At 55.2% G+C, this 20,851-nt stretch carries 17 protein-coding genes; 6 read left to right on the top strand and 11 right to left on the bottom strand.

Going from position 1 to position 20,851, the window contains the following annotated elements; genetic code table 11:
• Positions 1-26: 26 nt before the first annotated feature.
• The 9 genes from ACR3ZL_RS25490 to ACR3ZL_RS25450 form a co-directional block, all read right to left on the bottom strand.
• Positions 27-2,675: a tetratricopeptide repeat protein gene (locus ACR3ZL_RS25490; protein ID WP_473653454.1), complete on the bottom strand. Its 2,649-nt coding sequence runs from the start codon at positions 2,673-2,675 to the stop codon at positions 27-29.
• Positions 2,675-4,789, bottom strand: a complete 2,115-nt coding sequence (locus ACR3ZL_RS25485) for a vWA domain-containing protein (protein ID WP_486173067.1) — start codon at positions 4,787-4,789, stop codon at positions 2,675-2,677. The genes ACR3ZL_RS25490 and ACR3ZL_RS25485 overlap by 1 nt, the downstream gene beginning before the upstream one ends.
• A gap of 98 nt (positions 4,790-4,887) precedes the next feature.
• On the bottom strand, positions 4,888-5,913 hold the full coding sequence (locus ACR3ZL_RS25480) for a vWA domain-containing protein (RefSeq protein WP_473650290.1): 1,026 nt from the start codon (positions 5,911-5,913) through the stop codon (positions 4,888-4,890).
• Positions 5,910-6,698, bottom strand: a complete 789-nt coding sequence (locus ACR3ZL_RS25475) for a hypothetical protein (RefSeq protein ID WP_473650291.1) — start codon at positions 6,696-6,698, stop codon at positions 5,910-5,912. The genes ACR3ZL_RS25480 and ACR3ZL_RS25475 overlap by 4 nt, the downstream gene beginning before the upstream one ends.
• Positions 6,699-6,701: 3 nt before the next feature.
• The gene (locus tag ACR3ZL_RS25470) at positions 6,702-7,592 is read right to left on the bottom strand and encodes a DUF58 domain-containing protein (RefSeq protein ID WP_486173066.1); all 891 of its coding nucleotides are present in this window, start codon (positions 7,590-7,592) and stop codon (positions 6,702-6,704) included.
• Complete coding sequence (locus tag ACR3ZL_RS25465; protein ID WP_473650294.1) at positions 7,589-8,569, bottom strand: AAA family ATPase; 981 nt, start codon at positions 8,567-8,569, stop codon at positions 7,589-7,591. Before ACR3ZL_RS25465 ends, ACR3ZL_RS25470 begins: the two co-directional genes overlap by 4 nt.
• Positions 8,570-8,797: 228 nt before the next feature.
• On the bottom strand, positions 8,798-9,790 hold the full coding sequence (locus ACR3ZL_RS25460; RefSeq protein ID WP_473650295.1) for a hypothetical protein: 993 nt from the start codon (positions 9,788-9,790) through the stop codon (positions 8,798-8,800).
• A 334-nt stretch (positions 9,791-10,124) separates the two neighbouring features.
• Positions 10,125-11,309, bottom strand: coding sequence for a S1 family peptidase (locus ACR3ZL_RS25455; RefSeq protein WP_473650296.1), 1,185 nt, complete (start codon positions 11,307-11,309; stop codon positions 10,125-10,127).
• Positions 11,310-11,475: 166 nt separating this feature from the next.
• Positions 11,476-12,465, bottom strand: a complete 990-nt coding sequence (locus ACR3ZL_RS25450; protein ID WP_473650297.1) for a hypothetical protein — start codon at positions 12,463-12,465, stop codon at positions 11,476-11,478.
• Positions 12,466-12,838: 373 nt separating this feature from the next.
• Here ACR3ZL_RS25450 and ACR3ZL_RS25445 point away from each other — a divergent pair, with 373 nt between their 5' ends.
• The 4 genes from ACR3ZL_RS25445 (at position 12,839) to ACR3ZL_RS25430 (ending at position 16,545) form a co-directional block, all read left to right on the top strand.
• Positions 12,839-13,267, top strand: coding sequence for a hypothetical protein (locus ACR3ZL_RS25445; RefSeq protein WP_473650298.1), 429 nt, complete (start codon positions 12,839-12,841; stop codon positions 13,265-13,267).
• 129 nt (positions 13,268-13,396) lie between these two features.
• Entirely contained in the window at positions 13,397-14,194 is a 798-nt protein-coding gene (locus ACR3ZL_RS25440; RefSeq protein ID WP_473650299.1) for a hypothetical protein, read from the top strand.
• Positions 14,195-14,549: 355 nt separating this feature from the next.
• Positions 14,550-15,482 (top strand): serine/threonine-protein kinase, encoded by a 933-nt coding sequence (locus ACR3ZL_RS25435; protein WP_473650300.1) that lies wholly within the window; start codon positions 14,550-14,552, stop codon positions 15,480-15,482.
• A 79-nt stretch (positions 15,483-15,561) separates the two neighbouring features.
• Complete coding sequence (locus tag ACR3ZL_RS25430; protein ID WP_486173065.1) at positions 15,562-16,545, top strand: acetyl-CoA carboxylase carboxyltransferase subunit alpha; 984 nt, start codon at positions 15,562-15,564, stop codon at positions 16,543-16,545.
• Positions 16,546-17,007: 462 nt separating this feature from the next.
• Here ACR3ZL_RS25430 and ACR3ZL_RS25425 read toward each other — a convergent pair whose 3' ends face one another.
• The gene (locus ACR3ZL_RS25425) at positions 17,008-17,697 is read right to left on the bottom strand and encodes a CvpA family protein (protein WP_486173064.1); all 690 of its coding nucleotides are present in this window, start codon (positions 17,695-17,697) and stop codon (positions 17,008-17,010) included.
• Between the two features lie 366 nt (positions 17,698-18,063).
• Between ACR3ZL_RS25425 and ACR3ZL_RS25420 the strand changes: the two genes are divergently transcribed.
• Positions 18,064-19,125 (top strand): metal-dependent hydrolase, encoded by a 1,062-nt coding sequence (locus ACR3ZL_RS25420; protein WP_473650303.1) that lies wholly within the window; start codon positions 18,064-18,066, stop codon positions 19,123-19,125.
• 47 nt (positions 19,126-19,172) lie between these two features.
• On the opposite strand, the gene dtd is transcribed toward ACR3ZL_RS25420, so the two are convergent.
• On the bottom strand, positions 19,173-19,649 hold the full coding sequence (gene dtd / locus ACR3ZL_RS25415; RefSeq protein WP_473650304.1) for a D-aminoacyl-tRNA deacylase: 477 nt from the start codon (positions 19,647-19,649) through the stop codon (positions 19,173-19,175).
• A 163-nt stretch (positions 19,650-19,812) separates the two neighbouring features.
• Between dtd and ACR3ZL_RS25410 the strand changes: the two genes are divergently transcribed.
• The gene (locus ACR3ZL_RS25410) at positions 19,813-20,745 is read left to right on the top strand and encodes a DUF1559 family PulG-like putative transporter (RefSeq protein ID WP_473650305.1); all 933 of its coding nucleotides are present in this window, start codon (positions 19,813-19,815) and stop codon (positions 20,743-20,745) included.
• Positions 20,746-20,851: the final 106 nt, after the last annotated feature.

The raw sequence follows: 20,851 nt of genomic DNA, 5'->3' as shown, positions 1-20,851 counted from the left end.
CCTTCGTATCACGCGTCGACTAAGAATTAGATCCTTGTGTTCTGAATCAATCTCGCTTGATCTTTTGGGATCCAGCATTCTCGACCGTCGGGTAATTGAATTTCCAGCCAGTTGTTTCGTTCGTTGATCCGGTGGAATTCCAAACCGTCGTGGAGTGGTTCGTTGAAGGCATTTGCGTAGGAATACGCCGGACCTTTTCGACCATAGATTTCACTTACCACGATCACGCCCTCACTGCCGGAACCACTGCGAGCATAGATTCCGATGCTTGCGATGGTGATCACGATGGCCAGTGTGGTCAGACTGGCGACGACTGTTGTCCTCGTTCGATAGCGAAGATGTAGCAACACAACGGCCAGAAAAACAAACCAAACCGGTACCAGGACGGCACTGATCCAGCGAACGGGCCAGGCTTGGATTTGCAATCCCGATTTCTTTTCCACCACGTCGACGGTGAGAGCGCGGGCGGCATTTAGGTTGTTGGCGACCTGGTCGTCGAATGGCAAATAAATTTCCGCTTGGCGGTAGCAGGCGATCGCCAGACCGAGTTCACCGGTTTGGAACCAAGCGTTTCCGGCGTTGTACCAAGCGACTCCGCGACGATCCGGTGCGGCAGCCGCGTTCTCGAATTTTAGTGCGGCTTGCAGATACAAAGCTTCCGTTTCGGGGTGGCCGGCTGGCGAATCGATGGCTTGCTGAAAAAGTGATTCCGCGTCTTCCCAGTGGCCGGCGACGGCGGTGCCACCGGTTGTGAGCCAAACGCACAGGATCACCGCAGTCGCTTGCCGGAAAGTCAGGAAAAGGCGATGGGCAATATCGTTTAAGTCGGGAATCGAAGCGGGCGGTTTGCCTGCAGAAAAGTTCGATTCATCGGACTGGGCATGCAGCTTTGAGATCGTTTCGATGTCGTGATCGGGCAGACCCAACGCCTGTAATCGCTGCTTGGCATCGCCAGCTGTCCAAGCCTCCGCTGGCATGGAAAAACCACTGGATAGTAGCTTTTGAAAAGCTTGCCATTTTTCCAAGGTGCCGTCCGGCTGGCGACGCAGTTCTTGGTATGCCAATGCTTGACGACGATAGTTTGGGTTGATGGCACGCCGGCGTTGTTCTCGGACCCAGGGCACCAAGAGCGCAAACGCGGCGGTTCCAAGCAACAACCATGCGACCATGTATTCCGCCAATAGTCCTATTGCGTGATTCATCCATCGGCTCAAAGAAGTAGGTTGTGCGTTGTGCCAAATCCCGGTGGTGTTGTCGGTCAAAGTTGGATCAAAGGCAATGGTTCGCACGTCAAAAAAATCTTTTCCATCTTGCGGGTTTACTTGCAACGGAACCGCTTGGGTCGACAGCATCCGAAAACTTTCCAGCTTGGTGTCGAAGACGGAAATCTGTAGTGAAGGAAATGCTTCGATCCGGGTGGTCAGTGGTCTCACTCGGGCTCGAAAACCGGTGCCGTCAGGGAACCAAGTGCGCCCAAACTCTTCCGATACTTGGAATCGGCCACGGAGGCTTCGTTGCAGTGTTAATGGTTGCAAGTCCAACATGCCATGCGGTGCCTGGTTGTGAACACGAATGTCCACTTCGAGAACTTGACCGACGTTGATTTCATCGGTTGATGTCGCGACGTCAATTTCACAGGGCGTGAACAGGTTGCTGAAAAGCTCAGATCGACCCTCGACTGGAAGTGGGGAAACCTCGAGGGTGATCGGTTCAGTTTCGACGTAAACGCGTTCATAGGAGATCAACGCGGATAGCGGTTCAAAGAGGCCGTTGTTGTAATAGGCGGCGTAGGGTGCGAACGGTGCGGCGCGTCCTTTCAGCCAAGCACACTCCAGCCGCGTCTTCGAAATTTCGATTCGACCAGCAGTTTTGAACCGTAGGAAGATCGGGAACGAAACGGTGCCGAACAGAGAAGGATTGTCGGCTGGTGGCGTGCGGCGGGCAACGATGCGGCGACCACCGAAAGGAAGGCCCATTTGTTGTTCACGATCGGCCGTGCAACGTGGAATGACCACTTCGATATTTTCATCATTGAAGAATGATGGGAAGCACTGCAACGCCCGAAAACGGTTTGAAGGCTGATTGCTGGACCAGGTAACGTCGACCCGTAATGGCTCACCCACATACAGGGAGTTCTTCGACGGTTTCAGTTCAAATTGCATGTCCTCGGTCGGTTGAGGAACGCTAACCAGAAATTGGGTTGCAGGTGAGCGATACACGCGGGTTGTCGATGCAAAATCGAAAGACGGTAAGACGGCTAAACCCGGTCGACGTGGCAGGAAACGGATGATTGCTTGTTGTCCGTTCGATTTCGCATTCGGGGACGGTTGAAAGTGGATGTCGATGAATGAGACGTCGTCGGTCGGTGGTAGCTGGTCCGGCTCAATGACGGATTCGGGAACTTCCACAATCGCTGTGGCCACAACATCAGTGAACCAGGACTGTTCTTTAAATTCGACAGGAACCTCAACGACTTCCAGGTCGACTGTGGATTCGGAGTCCTTGTCCGCGTCGCTATCATCCACCGATTCATTAGCGGATTGCGGCGTGATCGTCGTTGTAGTCGCTTCGGATGCGGCATCGTCAGCAGTTCGCGATCGGGCGAATGAGAAAGGTCCACACGCGATCGTCAGGGCGATAGTGATCACACGGAGGTGAAGTGGGAATGAACGCATCACCAATTTTTCTCCACTTTGCCTTCGTTGCTCTTGGCACGTTGCTGTTGTCGAAACTGCAGGCTGCCTTCTTCTTCCATCAAGATGTCCTCTACCGAGTAATTCGGGACGGGCAAAGATTGCATGCTGGAACCGCTGGCGAAGTCACCTTGTCCTTGCATGGAAGACATCATGGCTTGATCGGACTCGCTCGCCTCCATCATGCTGTCGTAATCTTCTTCATCGTCCCAGTCGCCTTCGTCACCCTCTTGATCAGAGTCGCTGGCGAGGAGTTCCAGGATCTCTTGGATCTTGAGGATCGCCACCTGTTGTTGTTCCCGACCGTCATGCCAAGTGTTCCATTGTTTCAAACGAGTGGCTGCGATTGTTTGCGCGGCGACGACCTCGTTCATTAAACGAATGGGTTCTTGTAGCATGCTGACCGGCGTGGTGTTGTCGTCGGTTGCGGGGGGCGAGATGGCGAGGTCGATCATCTTCATTTCGGCCAAGATCGCTTCGCCTTCTTGTTGAAGTTGATCCTGTTGTTGTGCGAAACGTCTCGATTCCGTGTCGGCGTTGTCAGGAGCTTCGGAAGGCGAGATGCTCTTACCCATTCGCCTTTGAGCGGCGGTTAACCGCGGTGGTGCCGGCACCGAGTCACGCAGTCCCGTTTGTGCTTTTTCAAGTTCTTGCAGCCGTTCGACCAAGTCCTGCATTTGTTGTTGCTGTTTTTCGTTTTCCTCTTCTTCCTTTTCGATCCGCTCGGAGTACTCCTGGATCAATCGGGCTGTCGGGTCGAGATTTTGTGCCGCTTGTTGGAAACCGGGGGAAGTCTGACAGGCCTCTAGGAAATAGCGTTGGGCGGTCATGGCGAGCGACATTGCCGATCGTGGCTCCGCTTCTGCCGCTGCGTTGGCCATTGCCAGATAGCACAGCCCTTGGTTGTAACGAAGGGTGGCTAATTGGGGTGATGAGACAGCTGTTTTGCCGCTGTCCGATTCGAAAGTGTTATAAGCCTCGATGGCTTCTTCGGGCTGGCCACTTTTCTGAAGTTGCAATGCCTTCGAAAACGGACTGGTCTCGGTGGGCTGGATGGCCGAAGCAGAATCATCCGCCGACACCAATCCGGGACCACTTGCAAACCCAGCAAGACCAACGAGCAACATAACGGATGCGGTGGAAGTCTTTACGTTGGGTCGGGCAGTGGGGGAGAGGGCAGTGCGGGGCAGGGCAGTGGGGGGAACGCTGGATCGGGAGCGAGGCGTTCGCTCCGCGATCAACAATAACGCCAAAGCGACGGCGATGAACACAAAGGCGATCTCGGTGTAGACGACGTAGGTTTCCGCCGCTGCGGTACTGGCGACAGGTTTGTCGCTGGCGATTTGATAGTACAGATCGGGCAGGTTGAATGCTGAGGTCCCCGCAGCGACATACTTCGAACCGGCTTCGGACCTCGCCGTCAATCGTGACAGTTCGAGTAAGCCTTGATCGTTCAGTCGAGTGGTGACGAATTGGTCTTCGTGTTTCAGATAGGTTGTTGCACCTTCGTCGTCAATAATTGGGATTCGCGAACCCGAAAGCGGGTCTCCTAGGCCAATCAGTAACAGTCCCACTTGGTGTTCCAGTAATTGCTCGGCGATCTTGTTGTTATGCTCGCCGTGCTCTTCACCGTCGGTCAAGACGATGATGTATTGCATGCCAGTCCGATCTTCAATCAGCAGATTGTCGACGCACTTTTCCATCGCGGACAAAAGCGTGGTGCCGCCGAAGTCGACCGCTCGCGGACTCGCTTGGTCAAGCATATAGAGGGCGAAGTCGTAATCGTGGGTCAGCGGACAAAGGATGTTGGCGCTGCCGGCATAGATGACTAACGCCACACGCTCGGTACGGAACCGGTCCAGAGCGTCGCGGATGCCATTCTTGGCCGCCTCGAGACGCGACGGATAGGCGTCTTCGGCCAACATGCTTTGCGACACGTCCAATACGAATATGACATCGCGACCTGTCTTTGAAATCGACTCGCGGTGCGGCTGGATTCCTGGTCGAGCTAACGCGAAGATCAATAAAGTGCAGGCAATAAGCCGCAACCAGTCTTGTGTTGACGAGCGAGGCGTGCCACCCATTTGAGCGTGCACAGTGTTTCGACGTTTTCTAGCGTGACGTAATAGCCATGCCGTTGGTATCAACAGTACTAATAGGCATAACATCCACGGCGATTGAAAGATCATTGGTGTCATGGGACCGTCCGTAACCACGTGGCATCCAGAACCAAGGCCGGCAAAAGAAAACAGATCGCAATAGCCAATGGCAGCCCAAACCACTCCGTGACGCGGGTGTAGCTGCGCGAGACGATTCGTGATTGTTCCAATTCGTCGACTTCCGCGTAAACGGCCAAAAGAGAGTCGTAGTCATAAGCGGTGCGAAAGACGCCGCCGGTTTCGATGCTGATATGCTCGAGCACGCGTTCGGCTTCGGAAAGTTCAGGCATCGCCGAAGGACTGGCGCCCGGTGGATGTTCGCCTAGGCTGATGCAATAGATTCGGCAGCCCCACTCGCGAGCCAATCCCGCTGCTTCGATGGGCATGTGTTGGCCGGAGTTGTTCTCGCCGTCGGTTAACAAAATGATCACCCGGCTGGCCACTTCACCTTCCAGCGAACGACGTGCACGCACTTCGGGATCGTCAAGCTGTTCGAGCCTCGCTGCTGCGACGGCTAAAGCATCGCCATAGGCCGTTCCGTCTTCGTTGGGACGTTCCTGAATGTCCAGCGATCGGACGAGTTGCAGCAAAGCATCGTGACCAAAGGTTAACGGGCTACGTGTGTCGGCGTAACGAGCGAACGTGATCAGACCTAATAGATCTCCATCACGTCCTTTTAAGTTTTTATCATCACCTGCGATGAATTTTTCGACCAATTCCTTTGCGACTTCGATGCGAGTGGTTTGCGCTTGATCGGGCAATTGCATATTCATGCTCATGCTGCTGGAAACGTCGACCAATAATTCAATCGCAATCCCCTCGGACACTTGCTTCGTGTGCGTGGATCCAGCCTGAGGGCGGGCCAGGGCGATGATCAGCAGCGTGAACGCCGCAAGTCGGCACGCTCGAGGAATCCACAGATATCGAGCACGTCCGATACCAGTGTGTTCCCACAACTCAAGTGAAGGAACCGACACGCCGGATTGATTCTGACGTTGCAAGAATCTCCATAGAAATGGCAGCGGCAGTGCGAGCAGTAGCCATGGATAAGCGAAGCTCATGAGGAAAGCTCCTTAGCGGCCAACACAGCCAACTCGGACGATTGGAAACCTTGCGAGTAGGCAGCCTCTTCCATTGCCAAACGCAAATGCGGGGAGGCAACAAAGTTCGGATCGTTCAGCAACTCGACGAGTTCTTCGCGGCTGGCATTTCCAGCGATGAGCTTTGCAGTGATTAGCTGCGTGCGATCGATCCCGGACTGATCGGTATTGTTCGCTGGCGTTGGCGGGATTCGCAGGCTCCGCAAAAAAGCGACGAAGACGCCCACCCCAATGATTGCTGCGAGTCCAACGATCCATGCCGTACCGAAATGGATACCGTAAGTTTCGTCGTTGGGCGGCAAGGGTAGGGGAGTGTCGGTCAATTCTTGGTTGGCAAAGGGTTGCACTTGCAAAAGCAGTGTCGGCAGTCCAATCGTTTGCGTTCCATCTTGGCTCGATAACGTCACGCTGGCATCTTGCAATCTGATTTCTCCGGAAGAGATCGGTTGGAATAGCCAACTGATGCGTTGCTGGTATCGTCCTTCGGATAGGCTCAGCGGGATTTTTTCAATCGCGATGCTATGCAAGTTCGGGTGCTTGGGGATCTGCAATTCGAACTGGCCCCAACTGTCACGCTGCATCTGCACCTGCAGTGTAACGATGTCACCAGGTCGAGCTTGTTCAGGATCGAACCGGGCGGTGATCCCCGCCTTGGCCAGTTCCAACGCACTTTCGGCAAGAGCGTGATTACGGAATCCATTGCCAAGGGAAATGATGATGAATGCGGTGAAGATGAAACGAAGCACCGTTTAGCCTCCCGTTTCATCGGCAACGCGACGTTGACGTGAATGAAAGAATCCAGACAACGCTGTTACACAATCTTCGTTAACGGCGATCTCCATTAAGCTAATGCCGCATTGCAGCATCTGCTCTTGAAGATCGACATGGTGTTCTTGTTTAAGTTGGGTTTGCTTGTTGTTCGTTGAGGAACGTAGGTCGACAAATCGTTGTTCACCAGTTTCGGTGTCTTCCATACGCACGATCTCGTCGATGGGCGCTGATGCGATGGAGGGTTCGAGGACATTGATCGCGCTAACATCATGGCGACATGCGAGTGCTCGTAGTTCCTCGAGATAATCCGAAGCTAGAAAGTCCGATAGCACGAACACGACAGAATGTTTGCGGGCCATGTGGCCGAAGCGGCTGAGTACATCGGAAAAAGCGGTGGTTCGGCCTTCAGGTTGGAAGTTCAACAGGGTGTCCATGATCCGCAACGCATGGCGCCGGCCACTGCCCGGTGGGATCACCATTTCAACGCGGTCGGTGAATAGGATCAGACTGACGCGATCATTGTTGCGGACCGCAATCATGGTCAGCAGTGCACAAAGTTCGGTGACCAATTCACGTTTGCGTCCGGCGACGGCATCGCGAACCGATGCTGACATGTCCACCAACAAGTACAAAAACTGTTCCCGCTGTTCAACGTATCGTTTGATGTGGGGTTCGCCCGTCCGAGCGGTCACCTTCCAGTCCATCGACCGCACGTCGTCGCCAGGTTGATAACGGCGAACGTCTTCGAACTCGATTCCTTGACCACGAAAGACCGAGTGGTATTCACCAGCCAACAAATGCTCGACGGGTTGGCGGCATTTCAGTTCTAGTAGCGAAAGTCGATTATCCGCTTCCAGCAACTCCGTCATGCTTCCACCGCGGGTACGTCATCGATTGCAGGAACGGTCGACAACATTTGGTCGAGTAGATCGTCGGAGGTTAGCGATTCGGCTTCGGCGCGATAGGAAATCGCCAACCGATGACGAAGCACATCGTGAGCGATGTCTTTGACATCTTGAGGAGTCGTGTAGTCGCGGCCGCTCATCATCGCGTTGCCTCGTGCGGCCAGCGAAAGGTAAATCGACGCTCGGGGTGAAGCACCGAACCGCAGGTACCGGTCGATATCGAGACCATACTTGGATGGGTGACGTGTGCAGTCGACTAAGCGGATGATGTATCGTTCGACTTTCTCGTCCAAGAATGTGTTGTCGAGAGCACTTCGCATTTGAATCAATTCATCAAGCGACAACACCGATTGGATGTCGACGGCCGAAGTGGTTTTAGCCATCCGCTGCATGATGACCAATTCCTCGTCCATGCTTGGGTAGCCAACCTTCAGCTTGAACATGAACCGGTCGACTTGTGCTTCGGGAAGCGAATACGTTCCCTCTTGCTCGATGGGGTTTTGGGTGGCGAGGACAAGGAATGGTGACGGTAAGTCGTAGGTTTCTTTACCGAGCGTGACTTGCTTTTCCTGCATCGCTTCGAGCAAGGCAGATTGGACTTTGGCCGGTGCTCGGTTGATCTCGTCGGCCAAAAGTAGGTTGGCGAACACAGGGCCTTTTTCGGGCGTGAAGGTGTGGCTTCGCGGGTCATAAACAAGGGTGCCCGTCAGGTCGCCTGGCAGCAGGTCGGGCGTGAACTGAATCCGACTGAATTGGGCATCAATTGCTTTGGCCATGCAGTTGACCGTTAAGGTCTTGGCGACGCCGGGGACGCCCTCGAGCAGCACATGGCCATTGCATAGCATTGCAAGCAACAGGCGGTCGATCAGGTCTTGCTGTCCCACGACGAAACGTGAGATCTCCTTTTTTATCTGATCCAGTTTGTCGCTGGAGTCAATCATTTGCTTATCCAATCGCGTGGCTGACCAAGTCGAGGCAGGGCAGGGTATTTGGCTGTCAACGCGAATAGCATAGCCACTTCGAGCGATTCTTGGGCCCCGGCTGGTATTGTCCCAGACGCCGGGGCAGGGCAGGGCGGTTGATCTGAGCCGCCGCCCCTCATGACGCTGGGGGGGCAGGGGCCGTACTGGAAAGACCGCGACATTTTGCAGTCTATGACTTGGTGCAGACTACGACTTGGAGAAGTTCAGTCCGCCGGTGGTACCGCCGCCGACTCGGAAGGTGAACCCACCAGATTGGTTGGGGGTCCAGGTGCCTTCCATTTTGCTGGAGTCGCTGGCACGGCTTAAAGTCAAACGCTCGGAGCCGATTTCATATTGGCCAAGGAAGCGGCTGGTCGATCCGCCCTTGGTGGCGGTCCAAGCAAACGTGCCGTCTTGGTTCAGTTCGAGCGAAACGGATTGGTCGCCGGGTAGCGAGACGGACCACTTACCAACATGGGCAGCCTGAACCGGGGCGGCTTGGCTGCTAGCGACACGTCCAAATTCCGGAATCGACGCAGCAGGGGTGGCGGTTGACGTTGTGGAGGCGGGTTGGTTGATGGAGGCAAGCATGGCCAAAGCAGAAGCTTCCGGCGAGGAGTTGGCCGACGTGTTTTGCTGTGTCGGTGCAGTTGCAGCTTGTTGAGGCTGAGTAGGTTGTTGAGGCTGAGTTGGTTGTTGGATGGGAGCGGTTTGCCGGGTATTGACCGTTCGCTGGGGTGACGCAGCTTGTTGGGGCGACGCTGTTTGTTGGGGCGACGCTGTTTGTTGAGAAGCTCGCGTTTGCGTTTGGAATTGTTGTTGGTTGGGTGTCGCGAACGATTGTTGAGTTGAGCGAGCGGTTCTAGCTACCGCTTGCGACGGCGTGAACTGGTTTTGAGGGGCAGCGAACTGGTTAGGGGCGTTCTGGAAGCTGGGCTGGGTGCTGTACTGCGGGGCAGGGCTGTTGTACTGAACGGGATTGTTGTAGTGAGTCGGAGCGGGTTGGTAGGAAGCCGATGATCGATAAACAGGAGCGGGTCGGTAGGATGAGTAAGACGATGATCCAAAGCCGCCGCTGCTGAGTCCGAATCCACCTCGGCGTCCACCGCTTCCGCCGCAAGCGTTTGCGCTAAGGGCAGGGCCGACGATCACGGACAGGGCAGCGATCGAGAGAGTCCAGGTTTTCAGTTGAGTCTTCATGATTGGGTTCCGTTAGCAAGAAGTTTTTGAAGTCGAAGGCGGCGAGTTGAATAAAGGAGTTCACTTTTCTCGCCTGACAAACTGCTAAGCGGGATCCCAGAGAAGACGTTACAGTTTTTCTCGATAACAATCTTTCCGAAATCGAGCGGCGTGTCTGCCTAGAAGCGAGTCAACGCAGTACGGACTTGCTGTATGGCGAAAAACAGTGCGGCCAGGCCAATTCGGTGCAGTGATTTGCAGAGCAGGACAGGGTGGTTTGGGGTCGAGCCACTGCCTGAGCCACTGTCAAAGCCATTCTGGGCGACTTCTGTGCGAACGCTTGTTGTGCGATTGTTTACTGGGCGAGCCACGATGCCAGCGTTTGCGAGGCGGTTTTCTTTTCCGTTTTCACGTTGAGCTTGGCGTTCATCGCTCCTGCAATTCGGGCGACGTATTCAATCGTTCCGTCGACCGCTTGGCCGGAGGCGGTGGCGTCGAGTTTGGCGACGTAAAGGATCATGTACTCATCGTTTCCGTTCTTCTCGACGGCCCAGCCGCCGATTTTGGTGGCGGAGCTTTGACGCATCAGTCGCATTAGCAAGGCTTCGTTGGGCGGCGTTTTATCGACCGAAACGAGCGACCAAACTTTGCGGACGTCCGCCCGCTGAAAGTACTCGGTATCTTTGGATACGAAGACCGATTGGGTGCTTCCCGAGCTGAGTTCGCGTTTGACTTCGTAGTGTCCGGTAGAGTGCAATTCGTGGTCAACGTTGGCGTTGACCAGGATCGCTTTGGTCGACAACGGAGCGGCCTTCCAAGGGCTGGCGACGAATGCTTTGATGTCAGAAATGTCCACGCAATAGCTGACCAGGTTCATGGTGGGCGAGAACGATTGGGCGATCGCGATCAGCTTTCCGTCTTCGTTGACGACGGGGCCGCCGCTGTCGCCTGGCTTGATGGGCGTTTGGGTTTCGACGACTCGGAACTCGTGCTCGCCGTGGTCTGACTTGAATTTCTTGTCGTAGACCAATCGGACGGTGCCGGAGGTGTACGCCCAGAGAATGTCGGATCCGCCTGGATTGCCGATCAAATCCACCTGATCTCCTGGGCTCGCGCTTTCGGAGGCCAGTTCGATTGCTTTGGCTCGCTCGGGAACGCTGCCCAGCTCAATCAACGCCAAGTCCAGCTTCCGGTCTACCGCGACGATTTTGCCGGGCTGGGCCAAATCAACGACCTTGTCGAGGTAGCGTTTGCGTTTGACCGACGGTTGGCCGTTCTTGATTTCAGGGAAAAAGACGACCGCAGTGCGGCTATCGCCGACCACGTGAGCGTTGGTTAGGACGAGTTTTCGCTCTTGGTCGATGAAGACTCCGGTTCCGGTGGACGTTTTGTCTTCGCCATCCGCTGTGATGATCCAGGTCGTCGAGGGCAACACTTTTTTGTAGTTGTTGCCAGCGAGGCTGACCGAGGACGTGGTCAGGATAGTGAGCAGAGCGATGCAGTTGGGAAGGGCGATGCAGTTGGGAAGGTTTCGGAACATGGGACTTCCTCGGGCTTGGATGACTGTGGGCGGTCGACGGTGTGACGTTCGGTTGTTGGTTGGAGACAACGGAGTTGTCAATGAATTACTTAGCGGAGTGGGCGGCGATGTGTTACAGCCGGATTGGGTGAAAGCAGCTCAAGCTGGCCATTTGGCCTGCAAACGCCTACTTCTGGCGGCGAAACAGAACGCTGGCCGTTCCAATTTGCATGGTGAACTGATCTGCATCCGTTGCTTGGATCTCGCTTGTTAAAGGCGAGCTGCCTTTGGACGAGAGCGTCAATTGTTTGTTGTTGAGTTGGAAATCACCGGCGGATGTTGTTGATTTTCCAGCCTTGAGATGCACTAGCTTAAAGGTGCCAGTGGTTTTTCCTGCTGAGCCATCCGCGAACGCGATCGCATAGACCTCACCGGTAATAGGCGTCGCTGACCATGTGCCGGCCAACGAAATATCAGGTGGCAGCGAAACACTAGATGGCAGCGAAGTGCCAGGGGAAACAGTGGGCTGGGTGGCCGCTTTGGAAGCCGGGGCAGGGGAGGTGGTGGGTTTTTCAGTGGAGCTCGGTTTGAGCTGGGCCCAGGAATCGGAATGTGCCGCGGCCAGAGAAGCGAGTTCAGTAAGCCGTTCCGACAATCGAGCCGTGGTGACGTTTCGGTTCGACAGGGTGCCGCGAACGACCAATTGCCGTGTAGCGGGCGAGAAAGCGAAGAATGCACGTTTCTGGGGACTGCCCGAGGACAGCAGTTTCAGCAAGATTTCGTTGGCTGCTGCGGTTGCCGGCGTCTTGCTGTCGAGGGTCACGAGGCCTAGTTGGAAAACGAGTTGATCGTTTTCGATGTCGACGTTGATCCGGGTTGGGAATCGCCACCCGTCTTGCCGGGCGTTCATTTGGACCGCGTCCGATTGCTGCTTTGCTTCAGTGTCGATGCGAGTGGCAATCGAGAACAGTGTGTTAAGGCTGGTAACGCGTCCCACCGATTCGCCGGGCGAGGCGTCGGACGGTTCGCTGATGACGTCAGTTTTGGTTGATGCCGACGAGCTGGCGAAGACCGATTCCATGGCGATCTCTGAAAACAGATCATCGTTCGCTTTGACGGATGAAGCGGAATAGGCCAGTGCAATCGTGGCCAGGAAGATGGTGAGTGATTGACGCATCGGAGTGTCTCGCATGTTGAGAGGTGGCGGGGGATGTGGACGGAAGTCAGCGGAGCAGGGCAGGGGAGTCGTCAGCGGAGAATGCTTGTGTCCCATGCGATGTCCCGTGCTTACTGGGCCATGACTTTCCAAGCGAGGAATTCAGGGTGTTGTTACATCCCTATTCCTATGCAGTGCGATTTAGCGGGCGATCTCAGGGGCGTTCGAGCAGCGAGCTGAAAAACGAATTCAGAAAAGTTTTGGAAAGTCGGTAACAAGTTCGTTTCCTTGTCGCTTGGCTTCTTAGTCACACGACGAACGGCAGCGAGCCAACGCGGCGAACTCGCTTCCGAATCTAAAAGCCGCACGAAGAAACCTTTCTGGAGAAAGACCCATGTTGTGCCGAAACCTGTTTGCTGTTGCTCTGGCCGTTACCGTTTGCAGCTTTGCCGCTACTGCACGAGCTGACGAAGATTTGTTGACCCGCTTGGCAGCGGCTGAGGCGAGCGAGAACGTTGCCGATGGCGACGAAGCCGATTTGGATGAAAGTGAGTTCGGACTTGCTGACGTCGAAGACTTGCTCAATGAAGACGGTGAGGAGGCTTCATCCGAAGAAGCGGTTGCAGCTTGCTATCGCCGAGCCAGCTACAGCTATGGATATCGCAGCCATGGCTACCGAACACACTACACCTCTTACTACACGCCTCGGTACCACTCGTATAGCTACTACTCTCCTTCGTACTGCTACACCCCGGTCACCTACGCCCCAGTGACTTACAGCTACTACACCCCAACCTACACCAACTACTGGGGTTGCTGGTAACTGACCCGGACGCAAGTGCGATAGGCACGGATCGTCGTGCCGATCGCTTCAAGCCCGGACCCTCGAGTGATCGGGGAGACGGGCTTTTTTTATTCCAAAGCTCGACTTCCAAATTGAAAGACCCAACCCATGCACCATTCAAAAACCATTACCCGATTCATGATGCTGGTCATCATGGGAATCGCTTCGCTAACTATCTGTGTCGTTGCCTGTCAGGGGCAAGGCTTTTATCACCCGCCCGTATTGTCGTCGCACTACGGCAGCACACTCGTATCGGCTGACGAAGTCGGTGATCTGTGCATCGCTGATGTGCAGCAGTTCGAGGTGACCGATTCGTCATGTGGACCCAAGTTCGCTGTTGTCGTTTCGAACAACAGCACTCGATGTGTCGAAGACTTTCATGTCACGGTGGCCGCGACTTTAGGCCGCTTGTTTCCACACTCGCCGCAATCGACTGTTAAGGTTGAAAAGATTCAGCCCGGCGAAGCCTTCCAAGTCGAAGTGACCTTGCCGATCGAAGCACTCGCGATGGGAAATCGAAATGGTCAGGTGATCGGTTTCCAGCGAGTGATCGTGGCGATCGATAGTTTCGATGAGCTGTTTGAGACCGACGAAGGCAACAATCTGAAAACGTTCAAGGCGTGCGATATTCCTTTGATCGCTGCGGTGATTCCGGTTAGTGATGCACCTGTCCAATCGGCGCCCAATCAAGCGCCGACCAACCAGGTTGTGCCCAGTACAGGGATCGCTCCTTCACATGGCGATCTGGCTCCATCGGCCGCGACGGGATCAGAGGTCAGTGCAACGTTTGCTTCGTCTTCGGGCAATGCAGAATCCGGATCCGGGGCGACGAATGCGGCCGATACTCAAGATTCGCTGCGGAAGGCAGTGGCACAGTTTGATGTCGCCAGCCAATCGGCGGACTGAGTGGTTGAGGCCCGTCCGCCGCTAAGCCAGCGGCGGATGGGCTGATTGGTGAATGGCGGCAAGTGTCGTCCAGCTACGAAAAGCGAAACTGGATGCCGGAGCCAGAAGCCGGGTGAGGGCAGGGCGGTTGCGAAAAAGTCACCGCAGGGGGTGAGGCCATTTCGATTGTTGCGGAACGTTCCCGATTCAGAGCATTTTGATAGCGTGCGGACGCGAAAACTGAGGCTTTTCCCTGGTTGGGTATCTCGGGATAGAACCCAGCTCGGGGTTCCTGTCGTGGGCGGGCTTGGATTATCATACAACCCAATCCTTTTGCCTGACCGTTGCGATCCTCGCTTGCCCCGTTGCCTGCCCGATGTCCAAATCTCGCGATTTTCTCGGCCCTTACCGGCTCTCTCGGCTGATTCGTATCGGTTCGACGGCGGAGGTATGGGAAGCGGTCGACGACACCGACATGCAGAAAAAGAAGTACGCGTTGAAGGTGTTGCGGTCTAGTTGCGCGGACGACAAGAACGAGTTGGCGTTGCTGAAACACGAGTTCAATGTCGGCAAAGCTTTGGCTAGCCCGCGAATTATCAAGGTGGTTGATTTCGTCAGCGACAAGGGACGCCCGTTCTTGGTGCTGGAATTGTTCAGCGAATTGAACATGAAACAGGCACTTCGCAAGGGACCTGAGTCGCTGGGGTTTATGGTTGACAAGATTGTGGAACAAGCTGCCGAGGGCTTGTACTACATGCACACCAAGAATTGGATTCATCGCGATATCAAACCGGACAATTATTTGGTTGCCCGAGATGGTGAGACCAAGCTGATTGACTTCACGATCGCGGAACCCAAGCGGACCGGGATCAGCAAGCTGTTCTACAAAGCGAAGACGGTTCAGGGGACGCGTAGTTACATGGCCCCCGAACAGATCCGCGGAAAACTATGCGACGAGCGAAGCGATATTTATTCGTTTGGCTGCGTCGTCTTTGAATTGGTCACGGGCAAGCCGCCGTACACCGGCCAGACACCCAACGATCTGCTTTCGAAACACATTTCCGCATCGATCCCCAGCGCAGTGGCTCACAACAATAACGTGACCAGCGAACTGGCCGGATTGATCAAGCGGATGATGGCCAAGAAACAAGAGGATCGGCCTGCGTCAGTTTGGGAATTCTTGAAAGAGTATCGCGCGATCGAAACTTGGCGCAAGCGGCCACGGATTCCTGAGGAGAGCGTCTTTGATGACGTCGGCGGAGTGCGAACGGCTGACGACATGGTGAAACGCTCCAGCGGAAATAGCTGATCGGTTTGCATGGTTGTCGATTGGCAACGCTCAGACCGCGGCAGCAACTAATACAAGACACACACGAGGAAAAGAAACGATGGCTGGACCAGGACTGGAATTTGAAAACGAGATTGCGGATCTAGAAGACAAGATCGCTTCGCTCGAACGAACAACGGACCGAAACGCTGAGATTGAATCTGCGATTCGATCGTTGCGACTTGCGCGAGTTACCAAGCTGAAGGAAACGTATTCATCGTTGGATCCTTGGCAAACCGTTCAAGTGGCCCGTCATAAGAATCGTCCTTATTCGCGAGATTACCTGAATCTGGCTTTTGACGAATTCGTCGAATTGCACGGCGACAAGCACTTTGGCGATGACCGTGCGATGTTGACCGGGTTCGCCAAGCTGGATCGTTTCAAAGTCATGGTGGTCGGCCACCAAAAAGGACGGACCTACAAAGAGCGAGCGGCGTGTCATTTCGGTTGTGCGCACCCGGAAGGCTATCGCAAGGCGATGATCAAGATGCGATTGGCTGAAAAGTACAAGCTGCCGATCATTTGTTTCATTGACACGCCGGGTGCGTATCCAGGGATCGGAGCCGAGGAACGCGGTCAAGCTCAAGTGATCGCGGAAAGCATGTTTATGATGAGTCGGCTGAAAACGCCCATCATTTGTGTTGTGATCGGAGAAGGCGGCTCAGGCGGTGCGTTGGGTATTGGCGTTGGAGATCGCGTAGCCGTTATGCAGCACGCGTATTACAGCGTGATCAGTCCTGAGGGTTGTGCGGGTATTTTGTGGAAAAGCCACGAACACGCACCAAAGGCCGCCGCCGCGCTTCGCTTCACGAGCAGCCATTTGAAGCGACTCGGGATTGTCGATGATGTGCTCGAAGAACCACTCGGCGGCGCTCATCGCGACCACCATCAAATGGCTTCGCGGATGAAGACTTATCTGTCTCGCCAGCTCACTCAATTGGAGTCGATGCCGGTCGATGAGATGGTCGCCCAGCGGTACGACAAGTACCGCCGCATCGGCGTGTTCTTAGAAGACGCGGTCGAAGCTTCCGCGGTCGTTGCGTGAGTTCGTTGACCGCCATCGATGGTCGCTGCGGAGTTCGCCGCGGCGTCGATTTGAAATCTCAATTCTGCGCCGCCGTTCGCAGTGCCGAACGGCTCGCCGTGATGTTGTTTGGCGCCGCCGCATGTGGGTCGGCTGTTGGTCGGTTGGATGAGCGTGCAGCGATCGGCTGCAGAAAGCAGGGCGGGAATCGACCGCCCCGCAACGTCCGATAATGCCCCTTATGTTGTATTCAGGGTGCGTAAAACCCTTGTTTCAGGCGTTTTTGCGTTTTCGTTTTTCGTGGGTGCCTGAGGGGTGCCTGAGCGTTCGCTTTAGCTGGGCTCCCGAGAACCGGGCTGCCCTGGCGTCGGTGCGGCTGGTCAAATTTCGCTGAGCGATCATTGGGCAATGTCCATCTGACGCTGCGAAAGTTTTGCCGAGCGATGTAGCTAATCGATCAACCGCAGGTGCGTCATCGGCCTCTTATCTTTGCCAAGGTGCTGGCGATGTAGCTTGCTGCCATTGCTGGATTGCAGGCGCGCTCATGTCGGTGCCCTGCTGCATTAGGCGAGATGTTGGAGTCTCGGGTGACCAGGCTGGAAAGCGAGTCGCTGGCTGAATTTGGGGTGCTTCGCTGAACCAAGATTGGCCGGCGGATTTGGGTTCGAATTGAGAATCGAAATTCTCCAGATACGGGCGAACGACCGGTGCGAGTTCGTCTGGCATGATCACGTCGGATTGGTCAAGCAAGCGAGCGATCCAACGGCCGGATCGACTGCCCACGATGGTGTCGCGGACTGAATCGCCGAAAAGTGTGACAGCGAAGAGTGTGATCAATGTGCAGAGGATGGCGCCTTTGCCGAGTCCGAACAGCGCGCCGACTTGGCGGTCAAATTCCTTCAGCTTCATCCGATCGATTGTTCCGCTGATCATCCGGAAAGCGACCCAGATCACTAAGGACGTTCCGATGTACAAAATCAGCATTGCCAGGAAACGGTTCCATGGCGGTGCCGCATGGATATTTTGGCTAAACGGTTCTCGGTAGTGATAAGCGACTGCGTAACTGACAACGATCGATGCGATTGAAGCGAGTTGCCAGGCAAAGCCTTTGACGGCACCAAGAATCATCGCACCGATCAGGACGACGGCCATGATGATGTCGTAAGTCTGCACGGTGACGATTTGGGAAGAAAGGATTCTTGGGTTGGGATCTTCGTATGTGCTGGGAATTCGCTTTTAGCAGAATTGGCAGAGTAGGGCGTAGATCAAAAATTTTGAACTAGCTTCAGCGGCTCCCAAACTGGTATGGGCGAGGGGTCGGATCTCGAAAATTTCCGACCGCCCTGCCCTACTCCCTTCCTATGACACCGGACCGAATTCGTGCCGAGTTGGGTATGACGCAGGTCACGAGACGTTTCGTCGTGCTTTCGCAAAGCGATAGGCGGCAAAGACAACTTCGCTTTGACTTACTTGATTTGACCTCTAGCCGTTTTAATTGTTCCTGTGGCCGGATTTAAAACCCACATATCGACTAGCACGATGGTGGGTGTCGCCTACGGTTATTGGGGCGTCGTGGACCAAGGCATGTCGCTGGAAAGTGCGTTGCTGGCTGGTGGTCTTTGCAGCGTGGCGGGGATGTTGCCGGACCTTGATAGCGATACCGGGGTGCCGCTGCGTGAGACCAGTTTGTTTCTGGCTGCGACAGCGCCGATGTTGATGATGGATCGCTGGCAGGACATGGGGTTGTCGCACGAGTCGATGGCTTTGGCGGCGATGTTGGTTTACGTCGCCATCCGGTTTGTTGCGGTTGAGTTTTTTCGTCGCTACACGGTCCATCGTGGAATGTGGCATAGCATTCCCGCTGCGGTCGTATCGGGGATGGTTGCCTATCTATTGATGCCGTGTCCGAGTGAAGCAATCCGGGTTTACAAATCGTTGGCTGTCTTTGTTGGCTTCATGACGCATTTGATGCTTGATGAAATCTGGAGCCTCGATTTCAGTAGTGGACGTTTCCGAGTTAAGAAGTCCTTTGGCACGGCATTGAAGTTTTTTGGAAACAGTTGGGCGGCCAATGTAAGCGTGTATGCAAAGCTCGCGTTGCTGATCTATGTCGCTTATGGAGACCACGGGATCCTGGATCGGCTGCGTCAACGGACTCGTCTGGATCGTGAGCAATACACGCTTCCAAGTTCAGGTTCTTATCCGTCTTTTTCGCTACCTTGGAAAACCGATCCGGCGGTGACCACGCAAGAGACGACCGGCGAGATTCCAGGCGGTGTCCCTGGGCAAGGCTATGCACCTGGGGCAGGATTCTTCTCTGGTCAGGGGTACCCGCCAAACCAAAATGTTGCACCGGGTCAAAATTTAGCACCGGGTCAAAACTTTGCACCTAGCCAGAACTATGTACCGGGCCAGAACGCTGCGCCGGGTCAGAACGCTGTGCCGGGTCAAGGTTTTCCAACACAGTCGTCGCCTTACGTGCCAGCGCCGAGTCCTTGGCAGCAGGCACCGTCGAGTCCGCCGCAGCAATGGCAGCAGCCGTATCAGTTGCAGCACCGAGTTGCCGATCCGCGAGCTATCTCCCCTGCCCTGCCCTACTGATTTGGCACGCTCAACCGAGTAGTCGAAATCGCAGCGAAGACGGAAGTCTAGCTTGGTGTCGTCTCCGGCTTGGTTCGGCAGATTTCATCGGAGTCTAAGGCGATCGTGACGGGGCCATCGTTGATGAGTGAGACCTTCATGTCGGCGGCGAAGATTCCGCACTGAACAGGCACGCCGCTGTTTCGTAGTGTGTTGGCATAAAGTTCATAAAGTGCCTTGGCGATACCAGGCTCGGCAGCGCCGGTGAATGCCGGACGTCTGCCTTTGCGGCAATCGGCAAGCAAAGTGAATTGGCTGATTGCGAGGATGCCGCCGCCAGTGTCGAGGACGCTGCGATTCATCTTGCCGTTATCGTCATTGAAAATGCGAAGCTGGGCGGTCTTGTTTGCAATCGCTGCGACAATTTCCGGCGTGTCTCCATGGGCAATGCCAACCAATGCCACTAATCCATGGTCGATCTGACCGACGACTTTCCCGTCGACGCGAACGCTTGCATTTTCAGTACGCTGCAGGATCACCTTCACGGTGGGTTCTCGTTAAGATTAGTAAGAGCGGAAGTAAGGAACTGAGGGTGCGGCCCGAACCGCCCCGCCCTGCCCCGTTTCAATCTTGGGATGCGGGTGTCGCCGGTCATTCGGCTGCGGTCGTCGCAATGGTTTAGGTTTTTGTTCGTTCAGCGTTAATCGTATGTCTTATCTGTTTACTTGCCCACACTGCCAAACCCGTACTGAGGTCGAGGATGACTTCAGCGGTCAGTCTGGCGAATGCGTTGTTTGTGGCCGGCAGATTCAGTTACCTGACTTTGCTCCCCGTACCGGGAACGGGGCTGTCGGCGGTGGTAGTCCATCCAGGGCTGCGGTAGCTGGATCATCGCCTAAACGAAAGCGTTCGGTCGCCTGGGTCGTGGCGGCGGTAATGTTGTTGTTGATCGTGGGTGCGGCGGTGATCGCCATTGCTCGAGTGGGCGGATCGGCCGCTCAACGCGTGCGAGTGGGGCGGGAGCGGATGGCCAGCATTCGCAACCTGGAAAAGATTGCCTCGGCGCTGAACGCCTATGCGGCTGACCATGGTACCTACCCTGCCCCGGCGATCTTGGGTAAAGGCGGCAAGCCGGTGTTGTCGTGGCGGGTTCAAATATTGCCGTATCTCGGCGAAGAGGAGTTGTTTGATCGGTTTAATTTGAACGAGCGGTGGGATTCCGGCGAAAATCAGATGTTGAGTTATCAGGAGATGCCAGCGGTCTACCGACACTCCACTTCGCAGGGCTGGGCTACCGACACGGTGTATCACTTGGTTACCGGAAGTGGCACGTTGTTTCCGGCATCAGGGCCGTTGGGCCCAAAGCAGGTCAGCGACGGCGCTGCGAAGACGATCCTATGTGTTGAGGCTCGCGAGGCCAGCAGTTGGACCGAGCCGGTGGATCTGGACGTGATCACGGCGGGCGGCAAGATCAACTCGAGCAATGGATCCGACTTTGGCGGAGTGACCGAAGGCGGTGTATGCGTCGTGACCGTTGATGGTCGCGGCCACTTTTTAGCGGAGTCCACGCCAGCGATGACGATCAATGCGTTGGTCACGCCGCGAGGTGGCGAGCCGCTAACGGATGATGTCTTGGATTAGACGGTTGTTCGTTGGCAGTCGAATCATGATCGCGACTGCCTTGGGAACTGAAGCAACATGCCGGTGGTCGATCAAGGTGAACGCCACCGGTCAAATTGATGTGAAC

The organism is Rhodopirellula sp. J20-39 (assembly GCF_057365095.1).
The sequence above is the reverse complement of the archived record's forward strand: the minus strand, read 5'-3'. Positions and strand labels throughout refer to the sequence as shown.